The 22,996-nt window shown below is 48.7% G+C and carries 23 protein-coding genes and 1 pseudogene; 15 read left to right on the forward strand and 9 right to left on the reverse strand.

All coding sequences use genetic code 11. The annotated features are described in order from the left end of the window. The first annotated feature begins 30 nt into the window (after positions 1–30). A complete protein-coding gene (puuE, locus tag BEG40_RS16865; protein WP_105285797.1) occupies positions 31–1,296 on the forward strand; it encodes a 4-aminobutyrate transaminase in 1,266 nt (421 codons plus the stop codon). A 121-nt stretch (positions 1,297–1,417) separates the two neighbouring features. On the opposite strand, the gene pspF is transcribed toward puuE, so the two are convergent. After that, a complete protein-coding gene (pspF, locus tag BEG40_RS16870) occupies positions 1,418–2,395 on the reverse strand; it encodes a phage shock protein operon transcriptional activator (protein ID WP_016231730.1) in 978 nt (325 codons plus the stop codon). 166 nt (positions 2,396–2,561) lie between these two features. On the opposite strand from pspF, the gene pspA reads away from it, so the two are divergent. The 8 genes from pspA to tyrR all read left to right on the forward strand — a co-directional run bounded on the left by pspA (position 2,562) and on the right by tyrR (position 8,749). Continuing rightward, on the forward strand, positions 2,562–3,230 hold the full coding sequence (gene pspA / locus BEG40_RS16875) for a phage shock protein PspA (RefSeq protein WP_105285798.1): 669 nt from the start codon (positions 2,562–2,564) through the stop codon (positions 3,228–3,230). Positions 3,231–3,283: 53 nt separating this feature from the next. After that, positions 3,284–3,508: an envelope stress response membrane protein PspB gene (gene pspB, locus BEG40_RS16880; protein ID WP_001274965.1), complete on the forward strand. Its 225-nt coding sequence runs from the start codon at positions 3,284–3,286 to the stop codon at positions 3,506–3,508. Continuing rightward, positions 3,508–3,867, forward strand: coding sequence for an envelope stress response membrane protein PspC (gene pspC / locus BEG40_RS16885; RefSeq protein WP_000907390.1), 360 nt, complete (start codon positions 3,508–3,510; stop codon positions 3,865–3,867). The genes pspB and pspC overlap by 1 nt, the downstream gene beginning before the upstream one ends. 8 nt (positions 3,868–3,875) lie before the next feature. Next, positions 3,876–4,097, forward strand: a complete 222-nt coding sequence (gene pspD, locus BEG40_RS16890; RefSeq protein WP_001469239.1) for a phage shock protein PspD — start codon at positions 3,876–3,878, stop codon at positions 4,095–4,097. A gap of 74 nt (positions 4,098–4,171) precedes the next feature. Next, positions 4,172–4,486 carry a thiosulfate sulfurtransferase PspE gene (pspE, locus tag BEG40_RS16895; protein WP_000473120.1) on the forward strand — a complete coding sequence of 105 codons (315 nt, stop codon included), beginning with the start codon at positions 4,172–4,174 and terminating at the stop codon, positions 4,484–4,486. A 118-nt stretch (positions 4,487–4,604) separates the two neighbouring features. After that, a complete protein-coding gene (locus BEG40_RS16900; RefSeq protein ID WP_000825802.1) occupies positions 4,605–6,002 on the forward strand; it encodes a YcjX family GTP-binding protein in 1,398 nt (465 codons plus the stop codon). Then, entirely contained in the window at positions 5,999–7,057 is a 1,059-nt protein-coding gene (locus tag BEG40_RS16905) for a YcjF family protein (protein WP_105285799.1), read from the forward strand. The genes BEG40_RS16900 and BEG40_RS16905 overlap by 4 nt, the downstream gene beginning before the upstream one ends. Positions 7,058–7,207: 150 nt before the next feature. Then, positions 7,208–8,749, forward strand: coding sequence for a transcriptional regulator TyrR (gene tyrR / locus BEG40_RS16910; protein WP_010357009.1), 1,542 nt, complete (start codon positions 7,208–7,210; stop codon positions 8,747–8,749). Between the two features lie 44 nt (positions 8,750–8,793). Here the strand turns inward: tyrR and tpx are convergent, their stop codons facing one another. Next, positions 8,794–9,300 (reverse strand): thiol peroxidase, encoded by a 507-nt coding sequence (tpx, locus tag BEG40_RS16915; RefSeq protein WP_000078459.1) that lies wholly within the window; start codon positions 9,298–9,300, stop codon positions 8,794–8,796. A 118-nt stretch (positions 9,301–9,418) separates the two neighbouring features. Here tpx and ycjG point away from each other — a divergent pair, with 118 nt between their 5' ends. Continuing rightward, complete coding sequence (gene ycjG, locus BEG40_RS16920) at positions 9,419–10,384, forward strand: L-Ala-D/L-Glu epimerase (protein ID WP_105285800.1); 966 nt, start codon at positions 9,419–9,421, stop codon at positions 10,382–10,384. Here ycjG and mpaA read toward each other — a convergent pair. Beyond that, the gene (mpaA, locus tag BEG40_RS16925; protein WP_010344731.1) at positions 10,359–11,087 is read right to left on the reverse strand and encodes a murein tripeptide amidase MpaA; all 729 of its coding nucleotides are present in this window, start codon (positions 11,085–11,087) and stop codon (positions 10,359–10,361) included. The two genes, ycjG and mpaA, sit on opposite strands and share 26 nt — an antisense overlap. Before the next feature lie 182 nt (positions 11,088–11,269). Between mpaA and mppA the strand changes: the two genes are divergently transcribed. The 3 genes from mppA (at position 11,270) to BEG40_RS16940 (ending at position 16,080) form a co-directional block, all read left to right on the forward strand. Next, a complete protein-coding gene (gene mppA, locus BEG40_RS16930; RefSeq protein ID WP_105282427.1) occupies positions 11,270–12,883 on the forward strand; it encodes a murein tripeptide ABC transporter substrate-binding protein MppA in 1,614 nt (537 codons plus the stop codon). A 281-nt stretch (positions 12,884–13,164) separates the two neighbouring features. Further along, positions 13,165–14,151: a glycoside hydrolase family 25 protein gene (locus BEG40_RS16935; RefSeq protein ID WP_105285801.1), complete on the forward strand. Its 987-nt coding sequence runs from the start codon at positions 13,165–13,167 to the stop codon at positions 14,149–14,151. Between the two features lie 3 nt (positions 14,152–14,154). Then, positions 14,155–16,080 (forward strand): GH25 family lysozyme, encoded by a 1,926-nt coding sequence (locus BEG40_RS16940; protein ID WP_105285802.1) that lies wholly within the window; start codon positions 14,155–14,157, stop codon positions 16,078–16,080. Positions 16,081–16,137: 57 nt separating this feature from the next. On the opposite strand, the gene ynaI is transcribed toward BEG40_RS16940, so the two are convergent. Then, positions 16,138–17,169, reverse strand: a complete 1,032-nt coding sequence (gene ynaI, locus BEG40_RS16945) for a low conductance mechanosensitive channel YnaI (RefSeq protein ID WP_000559884.1) — start codon at positions 17,167–17,169, stop codon at positions 16,138–16,140. Between the two features lie 243 nt (positions 17,170–17,412). Between ynaI and BEG40_RS16950 the strand changes: the two genes are divergently transcribed. Beyond that, positions 17,413–17,670 (forward strand): DUF2534 family protein, encoded by a 258-nt coding sequence (locus tag BEG40_RS16950; RefSeq protein WP_000605087.1) that lies wholly within the window; start codon positions 17,413–17,415, stop codon positions 17,668–17,670. A gap of 49 nt (positions 17,671–17,719) precedes the next feature. On the opposite strand, the gene uspE is transcribed toward BEG40_RS16950, so the two are convergent. The 4 genes and pseudogenes from uspE to BEG40_RS16970 all read right to left on the reverse strand — a co-directional run. After that, positions 17,720–18,670 carry a universal stress protein UspE gene (gene uspE / locus BEG40_RS16955; RefSeq protein ID WP_105285803.1) on the reverse strand — a complete coding sequence of 317 codons (951 nt, stop codon included), beginning with the start codon at positions 18,668–18,670 and terminating at the stop codon, positions 17,720–17,722. Between the two features lie 151 nt (positions 18,671–18,821). Next, complete coding sequence (fnr, locus tag BEG40_RS16960) at positions 18,822–19,574, reverse strand: fumarate/nitrate reduction transcriptional regulator Fnr (protein ID WP_000611910.1); 753 nt, start codon at positions 19,572–19,574, stop codon at positions 18,822–18,824. Between the two features lie 194 nt (positions 19,575–19,768). Then, positions 19,769–20,284: a methylated-DNA--[protein]-cysteine S-methyltransferase gene (gene ogt, locus BEG40_RS16965; protein ID WP_105285804.1), complete on the reverse strand. Its 516-nt coding sequence runs from the start codon at positions 20,282–20,284 to the stop codon at positions 19,769–19,771. 10 nt (positions 20,285–20,294) lie between these two features. Continuing rightward, positions 20,295–20,432, reverse strand: a pseudogene (locus tag BEG40_RS16970) (hypothetical protein); the annotation flags it as partial. A 590-nt stretch (positions 20,433–21,022) separates the two neighbouring features. Between BEG40_RS16970 and smrA the strand changes: the two are divergent. Beyond that, positions 21,023–21,586 carry a DNA endonuclease SmrA gene (gene smrA / locus BEG40_RS16980; RefSeq protein WP_001046829.1) on the forward strand — a complete coding sequence of 188 codons (564 nt, stop codon included), beginning with the start codon at positions 21,023–21,025 and terminating at the stop codon, positions 21,584–21,586. 20 nt (positions 21,587–21,606) lie between these two features. Here smrA and BEG40_RS16985 read toward each other — a convergent pair whose 3' ends face one another. Beyond that, complete coding sequence (locus BEG40_RS16985; RefSeq protein WP_105285806.1) at positions 21,607–22,839, reverse strand: sensor domain-containing diguanylate cyclase; 1,233 nt, start codon at positions 22,837–22,839, stop codon at positions 21,607–21,609. Positions 22,840–22,996: the final 157 nt, after the last annotated feature.

The following is a 22,996-nucleotide window of genomic DNA, read 5'->3' on the forward strand; positions in this document are numbered from 1 at the left end:
TTAACAGTGAAGAGTCAAAAGGTGTGAAACATGAGCAACAATGAATTCCATCAGCGTCGTCTCTCTGCCACTCCGCGCGGGGTTGGCGTAATGTGTAACTTCTTCGCCCAGTCGGCAGAAAACGCCACGCTGAAGGATGTTGAGGGCAACGAGTACATCGATTTCGCAGCAGGCATTGCGGTGCTGAACACCGGACATCGCCATCCTGAACTGGTGGCAGCGGTGGAACAGCAACTGCAACAGTTTACCCACACGGCGTACCAGATTGTGCCATACGAAAGCTACGTCACCCTGGCGGAGAAAATCAACGCCCTTGCTCCGGTGAGCGGGCAGGCCAAAACCGCGTTCTTCACTACCGGCGCGGAAGCGGTGGAAAACGCGGTGAAAATTGCTCGCGCCCATACCGGACGCCCTGGCGTGATTGCGTTTAGCGGCGGCTTCCACGGTCGCACGTATATGACCATGGCGTTAACCGGAAAAGTCGCACCGTACAAAATTGGCTTTGGCCCGTTCCCCGGTTCGGTTTATCACGTGCCGTATCCGTCAGATTTGCATAGCGTTTCGACGCAAGATTCCCTCGACGCCATCGAACGCTTGTTTAAATCAGACATCGAAGCGAAACAAGTCGCGGCGATTATTTTCGAACCGGTGCAGGGCGAGGGCGGTTTCAACGTGGCGCCAAAAGAGTTGGTTTCTGCCATTCGCCGCCTGTGCGATGAGCACGGCATTGTGATGATTGCTGATGAAGTGCAAAGCGGTTTTGCGCGTACCGGTAAACTGTTTGCCATGGATCATTATGCTGACAAGCCCGATTTAATGACGATGGCGAAAAGCCTCGCGGGTGGGATGCCGCTTTCGGGTGTGGTCGGTAACGCCAGCATTATGGACGCGCCAGCGCCGGGCGGGCTTGGTGGCACCTACGCTGGGAACCCGCTGGCGGTGGCTGCCGCGCACGCAGTGCTCAACATTATCGACAAAGAATCCCTTTGCGACCGTGCGAATCAACTTGGTCTGCGCCTGACGCAAACGCTGATTGAGGCTAAAGAAAGCGTTCCGGCAATTGCTGCGGTACGCGGTCTGGGGTCAATGATTGCGGCAGAGTTTAACGACCCGCAAACGGGCGAGCCGTCGGCGGCGATTGCGCAGAAAATCCAGCAACGCGCGCTGGCGCAGGGGCTGTTACTGCTGACCTGCGGCACCTACGGTAACGTGATTCGTTTCCTGTATCCGCTGACCATCCCGGATACGCAGTTCGATGCGGCCATGAAAATTTTGCAGGATGCGCTGAGGGATTAATACGCAGAAGCGGAGGCCAACGCAATAATGCCTGATGCGCTGCGTTTATCAGGCCTGCAAACGGCGTCTTGATTTTGTAGGTTTGATCGCCTTATCCGGCAAGCTACATTGCCCAACTCCGCTAAATCTGGTGCTTTTTAAGCAATGCGCGGAACTGATGATAGGTTAACCCCAGCAACTCAGCTGCGCGCTTCTGGTTATATTTCCCCTGTTGCAAACTGAGTTGCAGCAACTCTTTTTCCTGCTGCATCTGAAACTCACGTAAATCCAGCGGCAATGCCGGAAGAGAGGTGGTTTCTGAAACGGCGATAGCGTCTTCAGGCGGACGCCGTTTAAAGGGATCAATAATGATCTCATCAAGCGGATAATCGCTGTTGCCGTGGCGATACACCGAACGTTCCACCACGTTTTTCAATTCACGGATATTTCCCGGCCAGCGATAGCTCAGTAACGTTTCTCTGGCGCGCTCGGTAAAACCCGGGAACAGAGGCAGCTTGATTTCCCGACACATCTGGATGGCAAAGTGTTCCGCCATCAGCATAATGTCGCCTTCACGCTCGCGCAGGGGCGGCAGTTGCACCACGTCGAAAGCCAGGCGGTCCAGCAGGTCGGCGCGAAAAGTGCCTTCATCGACCATCGCCGGAAGATCGGCATTTGTCGCACATACCAGCCGCACATTGACCTGTAATGGCTGGCTGCCGCCAACGCGTTCCAGTTCACCGTACTCAATTACGCGTAATAATTTTTCCTGCACCATCATTGGTGCCGTAGCGAGTTCATCAAGAAACAGCGTTCCGCCGTCGGCACGTTCAAATCGTCCCGGATGGCGTTTTTGCGCTCCGGTAAACGCGCCCGCCTCGTGCCCGAACAACTCGGAATCCAGCAGATTTTCATTTAACGCCGCGCAGTTAAGGGAAATAAACGGCCCTTGCCAGCGGGAGGAGAGATAATGCAAACGGCTGGCGATCAGCTCTTTACCGGTGCCGCGCTCGCCAATAATCAAAACTGGTTTGTCCAGCGGCGCGAGATGCGAAACCTGTTCCAGCACTTCAAGAAAGCTGTTCGCCTCACCGAGTAAGTTATCTTTGTATTCTGCCATGATGAAATTCGCCACTTGTTAGTGTAATTCGCTAATTCATCCTGGCATGTTGCTGTTGAATCTTCAATCAGATCTTTATAAATCAAAAAGATAAAAAATTGGCACGCAAATTGTATTAACAGTTCAGCAGGACAATCCTGAACGAAGAAATCAAGAGGACAACATTATGGGTATTTTTTCTCGCTTTGCCGACATCGTGAATGCCAACATCAACGCTCTGTTAGAGAAAGCGGAAGATCCGCAGAAACTGGTGCGTCTGATGATCCAGGAAATGGAAGATACATTAGTTGAAGTGCGTTCTACCTCGGCGCGTGCGTTGGCGGAAAAGAAACAGCTGACTCGCCGTATTGAACAAGCGTCGGCGCGTGAAGTTGAGTGGCAGGAAAAAGCCGAACTGGCGCTGCTGAAAGAGAGAGAAGATCTGGCGCGTGCGGCACTAATTGAAAAACAGAAACTGACCGATCTGATTAAGAGCCTGGAACATGAAGTGACGCTGGTGGACGATACGCTGGAGCGTATGAAGAAAGAGATTGGCGAGCTGGAAAACAAATTGAGCGAAACTCGCGCTCGCCAGCAGGCATTGATGTTGCGTCATCAGGCTGCAAACTCGTCGCGTGACGTGCGTCGTCAACTGGACAGTGGCAAACTGGATGAAGCAATGGCGCGTTTCGAATCTTTCGAGCGTCGTATCGACCAGATGGAAGCGGAAGCAGAAAGCCACAGCTTCGGCAAACAAAAATCGCTGGACGATCAGTTTGCCGAACTGAAAGCCGATGATGCAATCAGTGAGCAACTGGCACAATTAAAAACCAAAATGAAGCAAGATAATCAATAATAACACCAAGGCGGCGTCTGAACGCGCCGCCGCTCATTCTTTAAGGAGTACTTATGAGCGCGCTATTTCTGGCTATTCCGTTAACCATTTTTGTGCTGTTTGTTTTACCTATCTGGTTATGGCTGCATTACAGCAACCGCTCCAGTCGCGGTGAATTGTCGCAAAGCGAACAGCAGCGATTAGCGCAACTGGCTGATGAAGCAAAACGGATGCGCGAGCGTATTCAGGCGCTGGAATCCATTCTTGATGCAGAACATCCGAACTGGAGGGATCGCTAATGGCGGGCATTAATCTCAATAAAAAATTATGGCGTATTCCACAACAGGGCATGGTGCGCGGCGTCTGCGCGGGGATTGCTAATTATTTTGATGTACCGGTAAAACTGGTGCGTATCCTCGTGGTGCTGTCGATTTTCTTCGGCCTGGCGCTATTTACCCTGGTTGCTTACATCATTTTGTCATTTGCCCTTGACCCGATGCCGGACAACATGGCGTATGGTGAACAACAACCTTCCAGCAGCGAATTGCTGGATGAAGTCGACCGTGAACTGGCGGCCAGTGAAACGCGTTTACGCGAGATGGAACGTTATGTCACTTCCGATACCTTCACGCTGCGTAGCCGTTTCCGTCAATTGTGAGGAAAGTTATGAATATTCGCTGGCAACAGGCCGGGCAAAAGGTGAAGCCTGGTTTTAAATTAGCAGGCAAGCTGGTTCTTCTTACCGCACTGCGCTACGGCCCGGCGGGCGTGGCTGGCTGGGCGATAAAATCTGTTGCTCGCCGCCCGCTGAAAATGTTGCTGGCTGTGGCGCTGGAACCGCTGTTAAGTCGGGCTGCCAATAAACTGGCGCAGCGTTATAAAAGGTGAGGGGAGTTTCGCAAAAATTGTTAAATCTCAGGCGTATAATGGATGGCAATTTTCATTCATAGAAGGACGCTTACATGTTTAAAAAAGGCTTACTTGCGCTGACGCTGGTGTTTTCACTGCCTGTTTTTGCCGCTGAACACTGGATCGATGTTCGCATTCCAGAACAGTATCAGCAAGAACACGTTCAGGGAGCCATCAATATTCCTCTGAAGGAAGTGAAAGAGCGCATTGCCACCGCCGTTCCGGATAAAAACGACACCGTTAAAGTGTATTGCAACGCCGGACGCCAGTCCGGGCAGGCAAAAGAGATCCTCAACGAAATGGGATATACCCACGTTGAGAACGCCGGTGGTCTTAAAGACATTGCGATGCCGAAGGTCAAAGGTTAACAAATTACTTATTGAGCGGTGTAAATAACGCCGCTTATTCATTTGATAAATCAAAATTAACCCACATTATTATCTCCAGCATCTCATCCTTTCTACAGCTTTCTGGCACAGGACAGCAATGAAGCGACTCAAAAATGAACTTAACGCGCTGGTGAATCGTGGCGTCGACAGGCACCTGCGACTGGCGGTAACCGGACTTAGCCGCAGCGGCAAAACGGCGTTTATCACCGCGATGGTCAATCAGTTGCTCAATATTCATGCAGGAGCACGCTTGCCGCTGTTAAGCGCTGTGCGTGAAGAGCGCCTGCTGGGTGTGAAGCGTATTCCACAGCGCGATTTTGGCATTCCGCGTTTTACCTACGACGAAGGGTTAGCGCAGCTGTACGGCGATCCTCCCGCCTGGCCGACGCCAACGCGTGGCGTCAGTGAAATCCGCCTGGCATTGCGTTATAAATCGAACGATTCGCTACTGCGTCACTTCAAAGACACCTCCACGCTGTATCTGGAGATTGTGGATTATCCCGGCGAGTGGCTACTCGATCTGCCAATGCTGGCGCAGGACTATTTAAGCTGGTCACGGCAGATGACGGGCTTGCTTAATGGTCAGCGCGGCGAGTGGTCGGCAAAATGGCGGATGATGTGCGAAGGGCTTGATCCGTTAGCGCCTGCCGACGAAAACCGTCTTGCTGATATCGCCGCCGCGTGGACCGATTATCTTCACCACTGCAAACAGCAGGGGCTGCACTTTATCCAGCCAGGCCGCTTTGTTCTGCCGGGGGATATGGCAGGCGCGCCCGCGCTGCAATTCTTCCCGTGGCCGGATGTCGATGCCTGGGGCGAGTCTAAACTGGCACAGGCCGATAAGCATACCAACGCCGGAATGCTGCGCGAGCGGTTTAATTATTACTGCGAGAAAGTGGTGAAGGGGTTCTATAAAAACCACTTTCTGCGCTTTGACCGCCAGATTGTGCTGGTGGATTGCCTGCAACCGCTGAACAGTGGGCCGCAGGCGTTTAATGACATGCGTCTGGCGCTGACGCAGTTGATGCAAAGTTTCCACTACGGGCAACGTACACTTTTCCGGCGCTTATTCTCGCCAGTTATCGACAAATTGCTGTTTGCCGCGACTAAAGCGGACCATGTGACCATCGATCAGCACGCCAATATGGTTTCATTACTGCAACAACTAATTCAGGATGCCTGGCAAAATGCGGCATTTGAAGGGATCAGCATGGACTGCCTGGGGCTGGCCTCAGTACAGGCGACCACCAGCGGCATCATCGACGTCAACGGTGAGAAAATCCCGGCTCTGCGCGGTAATCGACTGAGCGATGGCGCACCGCTTACCGTTTACCCAGGTGAAGTTCCCGCACGTTTGCCCAGTCAGGCGTTCTGGGATAAACAAGGCTTCCAGTTTGAAGCGTTTCGCCCGCAGGTGATGGATGTCGATAAACCGCTGCCGCATATTCGCCTTGATGCCGCGCTGGAATTTTTAATAGGAGATAAATTGCGATGACCGAACCGTTAAAACCACGTATTGATTTCGACGGTCCGCTGGAGGTCGATCAGAACCCTAAATTTAAGGCGCAGCAGACCTTTGATGAAAATCAGGCGCAAAATTTTGCCCCGGCGACGCTCGACGAAGCGCCGGAAGAAGATGGGCAAGTCGAAGCGGTAATGGATGCGGCGCTGCGTCCGAAGCGCAGTTTGTGGCGCAAAATGGTCATAGGCGGGCTGGCGCTGTTTGGTGTGAGCGTTGTTGGTCAGGGTGTGCAGTGGACGATTAATGCCTGGCAAACTCAGGACTGGGTGGCGCTGGGCGGTTGTGCGGCTGGTGCATTGATTATCGGGGCTGGCGTTGGCTCTGTGGCAACAGAGTGGCGGCGCTTATGGCGCTTGCGCCAGCGTGCGCACGAACGCGATGAAGCGCGCGATTTGTTGCATAGTCACGGCACGGGTAAGGGGCGCGTATTTTGCGAGAAACTGGCACAGCAGGCCGGCATCGATCAGTCGCATCCGGCGCTGCAACGCTGGTATGCCTCAATCCATGAAACGCAGAACGATCGTGAAGTCGTCAGTCTGTACGCACATCTGGTTCAGCCAGTGCTGGATGCGCAGGCGCGTAGAGAAATCAGCCGTTCGGCGGCAGAATCTACCCTGATGATTGCTGTCAGCCCGCTGGCGCTGGTGGATATGGCATTTATTGCCTGGCGCAATCTGCGGTTGATTAATCGTATCGCCACGCTCTATGGCATTGAACTGGGTTATTACAGCCGTTTGCGCCTGTTCAAACTGGTATTGCTGAATATCGCTTTTGCCGGTGCCAGCGAACTGGTGCGCGAAGTGGGGATGGACTGGATGTCACAAGATCTCGCCGCTCGTTTGTCGACACGTGCTGCCCAGGGGATTGGCGCCGGACTCCTGACCGCGCGACTGGGAATAAAAGCTATGGAACTTTGCCGTCCGTTGCCGTGGATCGACGATGACAAACCTCGCCTGGGAGATTTTCGTCGCCAGCTTATCGGTCAGGTAAAGGAGACGCTGCAAAAAGGCAAAACGACCAGCGAATAATAACGCAATATCGGGTGCTGATCGGATATCTTTACGCCGAAGTGCCCGATAATCCGTCTTTGTGTCAATCTTTGTTGACAGAAATCTTCCTGCCACTCGAATAGTGTCATATCATCATATTAATTGTTCTTTTCTCAGGTGAAGGTTCCCATGCGTCTGGAAGTCTTTTGTGAAGACCGACTCGGTCTGACCCGCGAATTACTCGATCTACTGGTTCTAAGAGGCATCGATTTACGCGGTATTGAGATTGACCCAATCGGGCGGATTTACCTCAATTTTGCCGAACTGGATTTTGACAGTTTCAGCAGCCTGATGGCGGAAATTCGCCGTATTGCAGGTGTTACCGATGTGCGCACTGTGTCATGGATGCCTTCCGAGCGCGAACATCTGGCGTTGAGCGCATTGCTTGAGGCGTTGCCTGAACCCGTGCTTTCTGTCGATATGAAAAGCAAAGTGGATATGGCGAATCCGGCGAGCTGTCAGCTATTTGGTCAAAAACTTGATCGTTTACGCAATCATACCGCTGCGCAATTGATTAACGGATTTAATTTTTTACGCTGGCTGGAGAGTGACCCGCAGGATTCGCATAACGAACATGTGGTGATTAACGGGCAAAATTTCTTGATGGAGATAACACCGGTTTATTTGCAGGATGAACACGACCAACACGTCCTGACCGGTGCGGTAGTGATGCTGCGCTCGACGATTCGTATGGGGCGTCAGTTGCAAAATGTGGCTGCGCAGGATGTCAGCGCCTTTAGTCAGATTGTCGCCGTTAGCCCGAAAATGAAACACGTTGTCGAGCAGGCGCAGAAACTGGCGATGTTAAGCGCGCCACTGCTGATCACGGGTGACACTGGTACAGGTAAAGATCTCTTTGCTTATGCCTGTCATCAGGCCAGCCCTCGCGCCGGTAAACCTTATCTGGCGCTGAACTGCGCGTCTATCCCGGAAGATGCCGTTGAGAGCGAACTGTTTGGACATGCCCCGGAAGGGAAGAAAGGGTTCTTTGAGCAGGCGAACGGCGGCTCGGTGCTGCTGGATGAGATTGGTGAGATGTCTCCACGGATGCAGGCTAAATTGCTGCGTTTCCTTAATGACGGCACTTTCCGTCGGGTTGGCGAAGATCACGAAGTGCATGTCGATGTGCGGGTGATTTGCGCGACGCAAAAGAATCTGGTTGAGCTGGTGCAAAAAGGCGTATTTCGGGAAGATCTCTATTATCGTCTAAACGTGTTGACGCTGAATCTGCCACCGCTGCGCGACTGTCCGCAGGATATCATGCCGTTAACCGAATTGTTCGTCGCCCGCTTTGCTGACGAGCAGGGAGTACCCCGGCCGAAATTGGCTGCCGATCTGAATACTGTGCTGACGCGTTATGGCTGGCCGGGTAACGTGAGGCAGTTGAAAAATGCTATCTATCGTGCACTCACGCAACTGGACGGCTACGAACTGCGTCCACAAGACATTTTGCTGCCAGATTATGACGCGACAACCGTTGCCGTGGGTGAAGATGCGATGGAAGGTTCGCTGGATGAAATCACCAGTCGATTTGAGCGTTCGGTGTTAACCCAGCTTTATCGCAATTATCCCAGCACGCGCAAACTGGCAAAACGTCTGGGCGTTTCACATACCGCGATTGCCAACAAATTGCGTGAATACGGCCTGAGCCAGAAGAAGAGCGAAGAGTAAACACGTAAAATGCCTGATGGCGCAATACCATCAGGCATAATAAATTACGCCTTCAGTACCGCCAGAGCTGCTTCGTAATCCGGCTCAGTGGTGATTTCATTCACCAGCTGGCTGAAAATCACATTGTCATTTTCATCAATTACGACAACTGCGCGCGCAGCCAGACCTTTCAGTGGGCCTTCAGCGATCTCAACGCCGTAAGCTTGCAGAAATTCGCTATTACGGAAAGTGGAAAGGGTGATGACGTTGTTCAGACCTTCCGCACCGCAGAAACGAGACTGGGCGAACGGCAGATCGGCGGAAATACACAGTACAACGGTGTTGTCGATTTCTGTCGCCAGTTGGTTAAACTTACGTACTGATGCGGCGCAAACACCGGTATCAATACTCGGGAAAATGTTCAGCACTTTGCGTTTACCCGCAAACTGACCGAGGGTGACGTCAGACAGATCTTTTGCCACGAGAGTAAAAGTCTGCGCTTTGCTACCCACTTGCGGGATGGAATTGGCGACTGTAACCGGGTTGCCCTGGAAATGAACGATTTGTGACATGATTATCTTTCCTGTTTACATATAGTTAACGTCACACCTAGTTTATGCTAACTGTCAATAACACAGCAATCGCTATTTGCGCTTAATCCGCAGTCCATCGCGGCAACAAGGAGTAAAGATGAGAACCGTAAAGGTATTTGAGGAAGCCTGGCCGTTACATACCCCGTTTGTAATTGCTCGTGGCAGCCGCAGTGAAGCGCGTGTGGTAGTTGTTGAACTGGAAGAAGATGGCGTTAAAGGTGCCGGGGAATGCACTCCCTATCCGCGCTATGGTGAAAGTGACGCTTCAGTAATGGCGCAAATTATGAGTGTTGTACCGCAACTGGAAAAAGGGCTGACACGTGAAGAATTACAAAAAATTCTGCCTGCGGGCGCGGCGCGTAATGCGCTGGATTGCGCATTGTGGGATCTCAGTGCACGTAAACAGCAGCAGACTCTGGCTGAATTTATCGGTATAACGCTTCCCGACACCATTACCACTGCACAGACGGTTGTCATCGGTACGCCTGATCAAATGGCCAGCAGTGCTGTGGCACTATGGCAAGCAGGGGCGAAATTGCTGAAAGTGAAACTGGATAACCATCTTATTAGCGAGCGGATGGTGGCAATTCGCTCGGCTGTACCCGATGCAACGTTGATTGTTGATGCGAATGAATCCTGGCGCGCAGAGGGATTGGCAGCGCGATGTCAGTTGCTGGCTGATTTAGGCGTCGCGATGCTGGAACAACCGCTTCCCGCACAGGACGATGCGGCGCTGGAGAATTTTATTCATCCGTTACCCATTTGTGCTGATGAAAGTTGTCATACCCGTAGCAATCTGAAGGCGCTGAAAGGGCGCTATGAGATGGTTAATATCAAACTCGATAAAACGGGTGGTTTGACCGAAGCCCTGGCATTGGCGAATGAAGCGCGCGCCCAGGGTTTCGGCCTGATGTTAGGCTGTATGCTGTGCACCTCACGCGCCATTAGTGCCGCTTTACCATTGGTGCCACAGGTCAGTTTTGCCGATCTTGATGGACCGACCTGGCTGGCGGTGGATGTGGAGCCGGCGCTACAGTTTACGACCGGCGAATTGCATCTTTAGGATGCCAGCGCAGTAAATTCGCCATTGCAAAGAGATACTTTTCACTGGCTTCATCGGAGGAGATGGGCGGAAACTCGGCGGTAATACAGTGCAGGTTCAGATCCGCACACCAACTGCCGAAGGAGCCGGGGGTTTCGTATCCGACGCTGGTCACCAGCGGCAATTCAAATGCCTGAGCCAGCCACTCACCTAATTCACTGTGTCGGGGATCTTCAATACAAGCCAGAGGATCGTGAAAAGAGACAATCCAGGCGGGGTGGATACGATGAATGAGCTGGCACAACGCCTGAGTTTCAGGTTCGGAGCCGGGTTTATCGCCGGTCAGCAAGACCACGTCGCGCTCTTCGGCGGCACTGTTCCAGCGATACACCGTTTCACCTTCCTTCCAGTTCGCCGCCGGAAAGTTTCTGTTTAGATCCACACCATTGGCATTAGCCCGCAGACCAAGCTGGCAACCGTCAGGATTCACACAGAGCACGACATGATGGCGGCGCAGAGACGGTGTTAACGTGCGTAATGCGCAGGAGAGGGTGACGACGGAAGAATTTTCGTCGCCGTGGGTGCCAGCCAGGATTAAACCACTTTCGCTGCTGGCGGCAGAAGCCGGAAACCAGATCAACGGCGCACCTAATAAAGAACGTCCGTAATGTTCGGTTCCTGGCGGAAAAGCGCCCCGTTCGGCGCGCGGGCGGGTCACGGTCATAATCGTCTCGAATATAAGAAGTATTACAGGCAGTGTTGTGCAAATTTTGCGGATTATCAAATCCTTTTCGACAACGATATGTTATCGATCCTTTATCACTTTTTTGCCGGAAGTTATTTGCATTTCTTCAAGGAGAAACAAATAATTACGCATCAATCTTAACATCATTTTGAGGGTATCTTATGCAGCACTCTGTTTCAGTTACTTGTTGTGCGCTGTTAGTCAGCAGCATTTCCCTGTCGTATGCTGCAGAAGTTCCGGGCGGCACAGTACTGGCAGAGAAGCAAGAGCTGGTACGCCACATTAAAGATGAGCCAGCTTCGTTAGATCCCGCGAAAGCCGTGGGTTTGCCAGAGATTCAGGTCATTCGCGATTTGTTTGAAGGTCTGGTGAATCAAAACGAGAAAGGGGAGATTGTGCCTGGTGTCGCCACGCAGTGGAAAAGTAATGACAATCGTATCTGGACTTTTACCCTGCGCGAGAACGCCAAATGGGCCGATGGTACGCCGGTAACGGCGCAAGATTTTGTCTATAGCTGGCAGCGTCTGGTGAACCCGAAAACGTTGTCTCCGTTTGCCTGGTTTGCCGCGCTGGCAGGGATCAATAACGCTCAGGCGATTATTGATGGTAAGGCTACGCCTGACCAACTAGGCGTCACCGCTGTTGATGCTCATACCCTGAAAATTCAGCTTGATAAACCATTGCCCTGGTTTGTGAATTTAACGGCTAACTTTGCTTTCTTCCCGGTGCAAAAAGCCAACGTTGAAAGTGGTAAAGAGTGGACGAAACCAGGGAATCTGATCGGCAATGGCGCTTATGTACTTAAAGAGCGCGTGGTTAATGAAAAGCTGGTCGTTGTGCCGAATACTCATTATTGGGATAACGCCAAAACGGTGCTGCAAAAAGTCACTTTCTTGCCGATTAACCAGGAATCTGCTGCCACTAAACGCTATCTCGCAGGTGATATTGATATCACTGAATCCTTCCCGAAAAATATGTATCAAAAGCTGTTGAAGGATATTCCAGGGCAGGTTTACACGCCGCCACAGTTGGGGACGTATTATTATGCATTTAACACGCAAAAAGGACCGACGGCAGATCAACGAGTGCGGCTGGCATTAAGTATGACAATTGATCGCCGTCTGATGACGGAAAAAGTGCTGGGCACGGGTGAAAAACCAGCATGGCATTTCACGCCAGATGTTACTGCCGGATTTACGCCAGAACCTTCGCCGTTTGAACAAATGAGTCAGGAAGAACTGAATGCTCAGGCGAAAACATTGTTGAGCGCCGCCGGGTATGGCCCACAGAAACCGTTGAAACTTACACTGTTATATAACACTTCGGAAAATCACCAGAAAATTGCTATCGCTGTGGCGTCGATGTGGAAAAAGAATCTTGGCGTAGATGTCAAACTGCAAAATCAGGAATGGAAAACCTATATTGATAGTCGTAATACCGGCAATTTTGATGTTATCCGCGCCTCGTGGGTTGGGGATTATAATGAACCATCAACCTTCCTGACACTGTTAACGTCAACACACTCAGGAAATATTTCCCGCTTTAACAATCCGGCATACGACAAAGTGCTGGCCCAGGCATCGACTGAAAACACCGTTAAAGCACGCAACGCCGATTACAACACGGCAGAGAAAATCCTCATGGAGCAAGCACCGATTGCGCCAATTTATCAATATACCAATGGACGGCTAATCAAGCCGTGGCTGAAAGGTTATCCCATTAATAACCCGGAAGATGTGGCTTATAGCCGGACTATGTATATTGTAAAACATTGATTATGATGTCATCTGGCGCAAAAGTTGCGCCAGATTTTACAACCCCGATAAAATCCCTCTCTTTTTTAAACTTACCCTATAAAAATTGCTCTCAAGATGAGACTGTGAAATTTCCAGTTTATATTAAGTACAAACTCTAATCATAAATTTTATTTGCCTGCTGTATTACATACTCCAAATATAAGCTGTGCTTTACTTTTTTTATAACGTGAAGTGTATTTCATTACTTGTAAAACATCTTCATATGAAAATAAACACACAGCTAAAAATGGGGTGGTAAAATGAAAAAAGCCTCCGCTATTCCGTTAGTTATCTCTCTATTCCTCTCTCATTATTCTTCTTTTAGTCTGGCCGCAGAGCCGCTTCCCGATGCCGCATCACTAGGACTGGAAAACTTAACTAATGATCTCTCACGACAGCAGTTATTTGTAAAAATCCTGGGATCAGATCTTTCCCGTGAAATGGAATATGACACGTTCGCAGTAAAAAAATACTTTAAATTTCCGACAGATGTCTCTTATGACTCGGTATTAAATCAACCTCGACCAAGTTCTTTATTTGGAGTGGATATCAGCCATCATAACGGTAAGAATTTTCCAATCGAACTGTTGGCAAAAAATAAGTCTGTGTTTCTGTATATGAAGTCCAGTCAAGGAACGCGTTATGTCGATCCCGAATTTTCCGGTTTCTGGCAACGGGCCGGGGATACGGAACGGGGGATAAAATTACACCGTGGAGCATATCATTTTCTTTCCAGCGGTACACCGGCAGACGACGCTGAAACATGGGGACGCAAGCAGGCGATGACGTTTGTTAAAATTATTAAAGCTAACGGGGGATTACGCGCAACGGATATGCCACCGGCGGTGGATGTGGAGTGGGATGTGGACTCATCAACGGGTAAGGATCGTTGGCAAAAGCGTAAACCAGCTGAAATTATAACGATGATCAAGGCGTTTACCGCACAGGTCGAAGCCGATTTAGGGCGTAAACCGGTTATCTACACTGCGCGAGCCTGGTGGAAAGATGCCGTTGGTGGGGAAAATAGTTTTGCCCAGGTTGCAGATCACAAACTGTGGCTGGCTGATTACTCTAATCAGGCTCAGGCCAGTGAAACACCGCGTTCAATCAACCAGACAAAATGGGCGATCTGGCAGTTCACCGACGCAGCACAGCTTAATTTAGGATCGAGTAAGAAGTTTGATGCCAGTATTTATAAAGGTCCAATTGCTGAATTTTATACCACTTTGGGCGTGCAGGAATTTTAACTTATGAACAGACGATGGCTTACTTTATGTATATCGGTTCTGGGGCTATTTGTTGCCGGAATATCACATGGAATATCAGATGCACGTGCAGATGATATTTGTAAAAATGGTGCAATGGTTCCTGATGAGTATTGTCATTTTTTTATCCATTATGGGCCTGAGGCTCCTGGTAAACTGGATATCCGTATCAGTGATGCATTAAAAATACCAGATCAGGATGCAGCGAAAACTCGCGCGATTGGGCTGATTATTTCAATTTCAAAATATCCACTGTTACATGCAGATATTCCAGCAGCTGCAGTAGACGGTCAAAGAATGGCTGATTTTCTTATTAATGGGCAAAAGTTTGATGAGGTTATTTTACTGAAAGATCAGGATGCGTCACTGGATAACATTAATTATTTTCTGAAAGAATATCTCCCTGCCAGAGGGATGATGTTTGATAAGAAAGCTCGCTTGTTAATTGCTTATTCAGGTCATGGGCGTTTTGGCACTCAAAATGGTAATTCTGATAAGGCACCGGCATTTGTTTTGAGTAATGCTACAGATATCGATGGTTCAAAAGGCATGTATGAAATGCCAGCTTTGAATGCTCAACTCAACATTCTGGCAAAGCGTTATTTCCATGTTTTGACTTTAGTTAATGCTTGTTTTGGTTCAGGTCTTTTTGGCATGACAGATGGCGCAGGGAATTCAAACGCGTATAGTAAACCAGGTGCGTATGCGATAGCCGCTGGTGATGATAAAACAGAAGTTTATTCCCTGGAAAAAGATAAAGGCAGTGTATTTTTTGATACCCTTATAAAAGGCGTTGCTGATGGCGTTGCCGACGAACGCTTCGGGAAATCGTATATGGTAAAAATTGATGGTAAAAAGGAATACTACGCGGGCATTACCCGAATATTAAGTTTGTTTATCTATGTGAACGACCAATATATAAAAATCAATGAAAAACTGGACGAGGAAGGGAAAGGAATACATCTCAGTGATGCCTGGATAGGAGCGACAGAAAACCCAGCCGGACCGGGTGGTTTCTTCTTTATTAACGATCCTGCGGTCAGTCGTCTGGATAAAAAAACACAATTATCAGCCGGGAATGCAGATGAATTTACAAATGTTGATAAGACCGCATATTCTATTAAAGAACCGCCTACTGCGCCAGATGAACCAAAGAACAAAGATATAACACCTATTGAAATTCCTTATGGCCCCGTAAGTGCAATTCCCAACCGACCTGATATCCGTATCTTCAAAACACCGGATATTTACCCGATCAGTGGTCATGATATTTCGTCTAACGATGGCGAAATCGACTGGAAATTGTTTCAGGAGAAATCACCTGCGCGTTTTGTCTACGTGAGAGTGGTTGGCTGGAGAGGGCCAGACTCGTCGTTTAAGGCTCACTGGAAGCAATTAGCAGATTCAAAATTTGATCGCGGAGGCTATTTTAAATTTGATTTTTGCCACACTCCTGAGGCGCAACTGGAAACAGCAAAAAGCCTGCTGCCTGAAGACCCGAAAATGTTGCCTCCCGGTATTTTACTGGTGAATCCAGAAGGTGAAGATACAACCCAACTGGCTTGTTTTAAAAAATCGGGAATGGTGAATGCACGGAATGATATTTTACGTTTTGCTGCCCTGATGTATAAAAATTACCATAAAATACCAATATTTTATGGCAATCATAATAATTTGTCTCATTTCATGGACAGTCGGTTCGACCAGTATATGGTGTGGATGGGGTATTGGGGACAAGCTGGTGTGAAACTCGAGGGGCGTAATCCCTGGACACTTTGGCAATATTCAGGAAACGAAAAGGTGCCGGGCATTGGTCACAGCACAGAGTCAGAAGTTTTCTTTGGTACTGAAGAACAGTATGCCCAGTTTAAAGCGGGTGAGAATAATGTCGCTCTGGCTGCGGTCAATTGAGGAAATAAATAAAACCGGATGTCGAATATTATTATCGTCATCCGGTTTTGTTGAGTGTTATTTAAGCTGTTCGGGAGGTGTAATATTATCCATATACAGCGTCTGGCTGGGGAAGGCAAAGTCCGCGCCGTGTGACTGCACAATATCAATAATCTTCAAATAAACATCCTGCTGGGCGGCCAGCCATTCGGCCCAGACCGTGGTCTTAGTAAAGCAATAGACCATAATATTTAATGACGAATCGGCAAACTGGTTGAAATAAACCAGTAAGGTTTGTCGCTGGTCGATAGCGGGGTGATTTTTCAGCATCTCACGTACGGCTTCGACAATAGCCCCAACTTTTGCGGCATCTTCATAACGTAAACCAATGGTAGTGGTAATACGCCGGTTGGTCATTCGCCCTGGGTTTTCTACGCTAATGGACGAAAAAAGCGAGTTTGGTACGTACAGTGGGCGATTATCAAAGGTGGTGATTTTTGTGATACGCCAGCCAATTTCTGCTACTGTGCCTTCGATATTCCTGTCCGGTGAACGGATCCAGTCGCCAATACTAAAAGGGCGATCGAAATAGAGCATAATCCCGGAAAAGAAGTTACTCAGAATATCTTTACCGGCCATACCGACAGCCAGACCACCAATACCACCAAAGGTCAACAAGCCAGAAAGGCTCATGCCGAAATGTTCGCCATAAAGCAGAACAATCACCACGATAATGCTGATTTTGATGATGCGCGACATAATCCGCGCGCTGGTGATGTCTCGACCTTTTTTTATCTGTTGCCTTTCAAACTGATTAATCAGGAGAAATAACTTAACCGTCAGAATAAGCGCAATCAGTGACGTACAGATAAAATCGATAACGCCTGGGGTGATAAATTTGAGTTTGTAATTTTCAATAACATAATTAATGATGCTGCCGACAGCACTGATAATTATGGTGTAGATTAAAAATTGAACCGCATGGAATAAGAATCCTTTTCTTTTACGATTTCCACGACGAAACCAAAAGCTCATCAGAATCAATGCTGCGCAGCTACCGAAAATAATGACCAGATTAAGCGCATTATTTGTAAACAGTTCAGCGATCATTGTTTTATCAGGCTCCTCCAGATAATTGATGTCATGCCGGAAACCCCTGGCGGGGGTATTTTATCGCGATAATTCATTCATATCATCAATAGACAGGGAAGGAAGTAGCAACATTAGCGAATTTATCAATGGGTTGATGATTTGAACGGCAACAATCTCATGCTTTCGGGGCAGACAACGAGGAAATGTCATGATATTGTTACACACAAGTAACAAAGGGTTTGTCTGCATAAGGATTACATCATGATCATGGCGAAGCTGAAGTCAGCAAAGGGGAAGAAGTTTCTCTTTGGTCTGTTGGCGGTTTTCATTATTGCGGCGTCAGTTGTGACTCGCGCGACTATCGGCGGTGTTATCGAACAATATAATATTCCGCTTTCTGACTGGACGACATCAATGTATGTGATTCAGTCATCGATGATTCTTGTTTATAGTCTGGTCTTTACTGTATTGCTGGCAATCCCGCTGGGAATTTATTTCCTCGGTGGTGATGAGAAGTAAATAAAAGAAAGGCCCGAGATATCGGGCCTTGCAAGTAATTGATAAACAATTAATCGTCTTCTTCGTCATCCAGTTCGACAGGCGTCTGGTACTGGTCAGGTTTAATCACCAGCAAATCGCAGCGGAGATGATCAATCACCTGTTCTGCCGTATTACCAAGGAATGCCGCAGAGATACCGGTGCGTCCCACAGTGCCAAAAACGACAATCCCTGCCTGCAAATGTTCGGCCAGATCTGGAATCACTTCTTCAGGCAAACCTTTTTCAACGTGCGTCATGTTTTCATTAATGCCGAATTTCTGCCGCAGGGCTTTCATCGCCAGCAAATGTTGTCCACGAATGGCATCGTTATAAACGCTTGGATCAAATTCCGGCAGTTCAATGGCAATATTGATAGGTGTTACGGGGTAGGCGCCAACCAGATGGACTTCGGTGTGATTTACCTGTTCCGCCAGCTCGATCGTTTCTTTCACCAGTTTTTCATTGAGCGCATTATGATACGGCTCTTCACTGGCGAGATTCACCGCCACCAGCGCCTTACCACCTTCCGGCCACGGCTGGTCTTTCACCATCCACACCGGGCTTGGGCATTTGCGTAACAGGTGCCAGTCGGTAGGGGTGAAAATAACCGCTTCCAGACGGTCATGTTGGTGCGCCATTTTTAGCACCAGATCGTGCCCACTGCTAACCACTTCCTGAATGATGGCCTCGAAAGGACGGTTATGCCATACCACTTTAATTTCAATCGGGACGCCAGCGTTGAGATAATACTTTGCCTGCTCATGGATCCAGGCAGTACGCTGGCTGATAACCCCCTGACGCATAGCGGTACGCTCGTCGGGAGAGAGCAGGGTAGTCATTTCGTATGAGAAGTCATAAATCGGCAAAAAGGCTTTAATTTTGCCACCAATCCGTTGATGTAAATAAACAGCTCGCCGTAATGCCGGTTGATCGTCCTGGTTAGGGTCGATAACAACGAGCATGTTCTGATACATAGCCATACAGGGTCTCCTTACAACAACTGTCAACGCAGTTTGTAATTAAAAGATTAACCCATATCTGGTGAATGAAACAGTGATGAACCTTCTGCCAGATCAATAAATCAGAAAAATTTAATGATATGACAGAAGGATAGTTGATTATGCGGAAAAATCAGGCAACGTTACGCGTATGACCAGCAAGCAGGGCCAGCGCATCGTTATTTTCGATGGTGATGTATTTACCTTTGACTGCCAACATGCCGCTTTTCTGGAAACGACCCAGCAGACGACTGATGGTTTCTACCGTCAGGCCAAGATAGTTACCGATATCGCCACGAGTCATCGTCAGGCGGAATTCACGAGGGGAGAAGCCGCGTTGGGCAAAACGACGGGACAGGTTGTAGATAAAAGCAGCCAGGCGTTCTTCTGCATTTTTCTTCGACAACAGCAGGATCATGTCCTGATCGCCTTTGATTTCACCGCTCATCAGACGCATCATCTGCTGACGCAGATTCGGCATTTTACCAGACAGATCGTCCAGGGTTTCGAACGGGATTTCACATACCATTGAGGTTTCCAGCGCCTGGGCGAAACTCGGGTGATGACCGCTGCCAATAGCGTCAAAACCTACCAGATCGCCTGCTAAATGGAAGCCAGTGATTTGCTCGTCGCCTTGCTCTGTGATGGTATAACTTTTAATCGTACCGGAGCGGATGGCATAAAGCGATTTAAGTTCATCACCAGCCTTAAACAGCGTCTGGCCTTTCTGAATAGGCTTCTTTCGCTCGATGATATTATCAAGCTGATCAAGCTCATGTTCGTTGAGTGTGAACGGGATGCAAAGCTGACTGATGCTGCAATCCTGGCAATGGATAGCACAACCGCCAGACTGAATGCGCCGTATAATTCGCTTTTCCGGGATCATAGGTCTGCTCAAGCCGTAATTGATATTTGTCAATTTTAACATCTTTTTAGGGAGCAAGTAAGTCTAAGCAAACCTTAACAGCGGAGAATTCCGATAATAGATGTAAATTTATGTCTATCCCTTTGAAAATCTTTAAATTGTTAAGGGTAACTTTACATAAAACTGTGAACAAATCGGCACAAATTGTTTAAGGTTTATAGCAGCAGATAGCCTTCATGGCGCAATAACCACTCTTTTCGCTGCACTCCGCCTGCATATCCTGTCATCGTGCCGTTTCGTCCAATAACCCGGTGGCAAGGGACGACGATGCTGATCGGATTAGAGCCATTTGCTGCGCCAACGGCACGCGCTGCGCCTGGTCGACCCAGATGTTCAGCCAGTTGACCGTAATGCATTACCTGCCCGCAGGGGATAGTGCGCAGTGTTTTCCAGACCTCGCGCTGAAATGGCGTGCCTCCTGTGGCGGTAGGAAGGTTATCAATAATGCTAAGATTCCCGGCAAAATAGTCACGAAGTTTGTCGCTTAAGCCCCCTGGATTGGTGGCAGAAATGCGCTCATAACCTTCTTTGCGATAATGGATGTCCAGCAGCTGCACCATGCGTTCGCTGTACTCTTCCCATTCAACCGCCCGCAGACGAAATTGTTCATCGCAAATCACCCACAGAGGTCCCAGTGGCGTGGCAATTTTTTCTTCAAGTAATCTCAGCATCCGTTCTCTCTTAAGACAAACGTGGGTAAAACCCCGAACCAATAGGCTGGCCGATAAGATACCACGCCAGCAACATGAGCAGCCATACCACCAAAAAGATTAAAACTAACAAAGAGTAAGTACCTGGTTTCGCGTCTGGTTTGTCGCGATCTGGTAGCATAAAGCGATTTTTTGATTTTTCTGCCTGAATAAATGGGGGTATTCCATCACCTGGATCGAGGCTGGAATAATTCCAGTCAGCGAAATTTTACCGAAGGCGACCTGTTATTTGATTCTGTAGTTATTTACAGAGCTAAAAAATGAATAAAAAAATAGAGCCTGTCGACATCCGCCAGACTCTACAGTACACACAGCAGTGCATCCGCGTCTTAAATCCGGCCTGGATTCCTCGTGACCGGTGACAGTGTTATAACGGTTTTGCCCATCCGTTGCCAATTTTCTTCAGTGACAGATTTCACGAAAATATAAGTTAAATCATTCGTCTCGTGATTGCATAATCATGCATCGCTAATCTGCGTTCTGCTCTTCATCGCATTTTTGTTAGTTCCTGCTATGAATAAATCACCCTGATCGGATACCTGAATTAAACCCGGCCTAAACTGTTCGATACTGTCACCAGGCTAGTATAAAATGCCCCGCCTGTGCAGACACCAGCAGGTATGGAGCAAAGTATTGTTTCAATCTGCGAAGTGAACGATGCAGCAAATATCAGATGTGTGAAGGTGCATAGGAGGTTACATGAACCTTGACGACAAATCGCTGTTTCTTGACGCCATGGAAGATGTCCAGCCACTGAAGCGCGCTACAGATGTCCACTGGCATCCAACGCGTAACCAACGTGCGCCGCAGCGTATCGACACGCTGCAACTTGATAATTTCCTTACCACTGGATTTCTCGACATCATCCCGCTAAGCCAGCCGCTGGAGTTTCGGCGGGAAGGGCTGCAACATGGGGTGCTGGATAAGTTACGCAGCGGTAAATATCCGCAGCAGGCCAGCCTGAATCTTCTACGTCAGCCGGTGGAAGAGTGCCGCAAAATGGTGTTCAGTTTTATTCAACAGGCATTGGCGGATGGTTTGCGTAACGTGCTGATTATTCATGGCAAGGGGCGGGACGATAAATCGCACGCCAACATTGTTCGCAGCTATGTGGCGCGCTGGCTGACCGAGTTTGATGATGTTCAGGCATATTGTACCGCGCTACCGCATCATGGCGGCAGCGGGGCGTGTTACGTCGCACTCCGTAAAACGGCGCAGGCGAAGCAGGAAAACTGGGAGCGCCACGCTAAACGCAGCCGTTGATCACGGGACGCTTCCGTGGCTTATGCTGCCAGCACGCGGTTGCGTCCATCATTTTTTGCCCGATACAACGCATCATCGACCCGTTTAAACAGTTCATCAATACTTTCATTTCCTTCGTTATGCGCCACGCCAATACTGACGGTGAAGCGCGGCAAGCCCGAAATGCTCACTTTTGCCACGCTCAAGCGGATAGTTTCAGCCAACGAAAGTGCAGTATCCAGAGGGGTTCTGGGCAATAATAAGACGAACTCTTCACCACCCCAGCGAAACACCAAATCACCTTTGCGGGCGCAGCTTTCGAGTGTACGGGCAAGTGCGTATAACACTTCATCCCCTTTCTGATGACCGTATAAGTCATTGATATGTTTAAAACGATCGGTGTCGATGAGCAGCAAACTGTAGTCCTGAGCGATTGCCAGGTGCTGCATCTGTCCTGGTTCAGTTATGTGGTAAAACTGTCGACGGTTAAGTAATCCCGTTAGCGCATCATGGTGGGCCGCATGTTCCAGCTGTTCCTCGAGCCTTTTTTGCTCAGTAATATCATGTACGATGCATAACATTAACCTGTCACCGTAAATCTCAATTGGTCCAGCATAAGTTTGTACGTGTCGAACGGAACCATCTGCCAGTTTATGGACAAAATTGAGGGGCTTATGCCCGCCGGGTAAACGTGAAATTTCATGCATGACAGGCATAACGCGACGCCCAAGCATATTAATTTCCCAGGTGTGTTTCTGACACATTGTTTCATGGTTATAGCCATAGAAATTAAGCGCGGCCAGATTGGCATCGACGATTTGGCCATCACGCGAGGGATCTATCAACAACATTGGCGCGGAGTTAGTCAGAAAAAAACGCGCATAAAACCCTTGTTTTTTACGTTGATAATTCGCAGAGCGGCTGGCTTTTAAACCCAGAGTTGCGGGTGTTTCCATTCCTTCAAATATAATTACTTTCTCTATGTCATTAATCTCTTTGAGGGTCAACCGACAGCTTAATGCTGTATCTTCACCATTACGCTGGACAGTGAGGATTTCTACAATATCAAGCTGGTTATGCAGGTCTGTAAGGTATTTAGGCAGTTCGTTTTGCGAGGAGATGGAATAGAGGCCGGTACGTAGCTGACTAAAAGTGAGTTCTTGCATCAACAGTCGCGCAGCACTATTGGCATAAATTAATTGTTCCTCGAAGGGTGAAACGATCCAGACAGGACTGGTTAATAAGTCCAGGGTATTGAAGTTGTGCGTAGTCATTGAAATCCCGTTATTTTTATCAATCTTTTGTTGCTACCTGATCGCAAAAATGCCACGACAAATGATCAGATAATTCTGATAATGATAGACGCTATTTAACGCTTCACACGTTTTCAAATCAGGAAAAGTATTTTGCTTTCTGTATTTAATTTTGACA

Source organism: Escherichia sp. MOD1-EC5495, assembly GCF_002965965.1.
Taxonomy (GTDB): Bacteria; Pseudomonadota; Gammaproteobacteria; order Enterobacterales; family Enterobacteriaceae; genus Escherichia; species Escherichia ruysiae.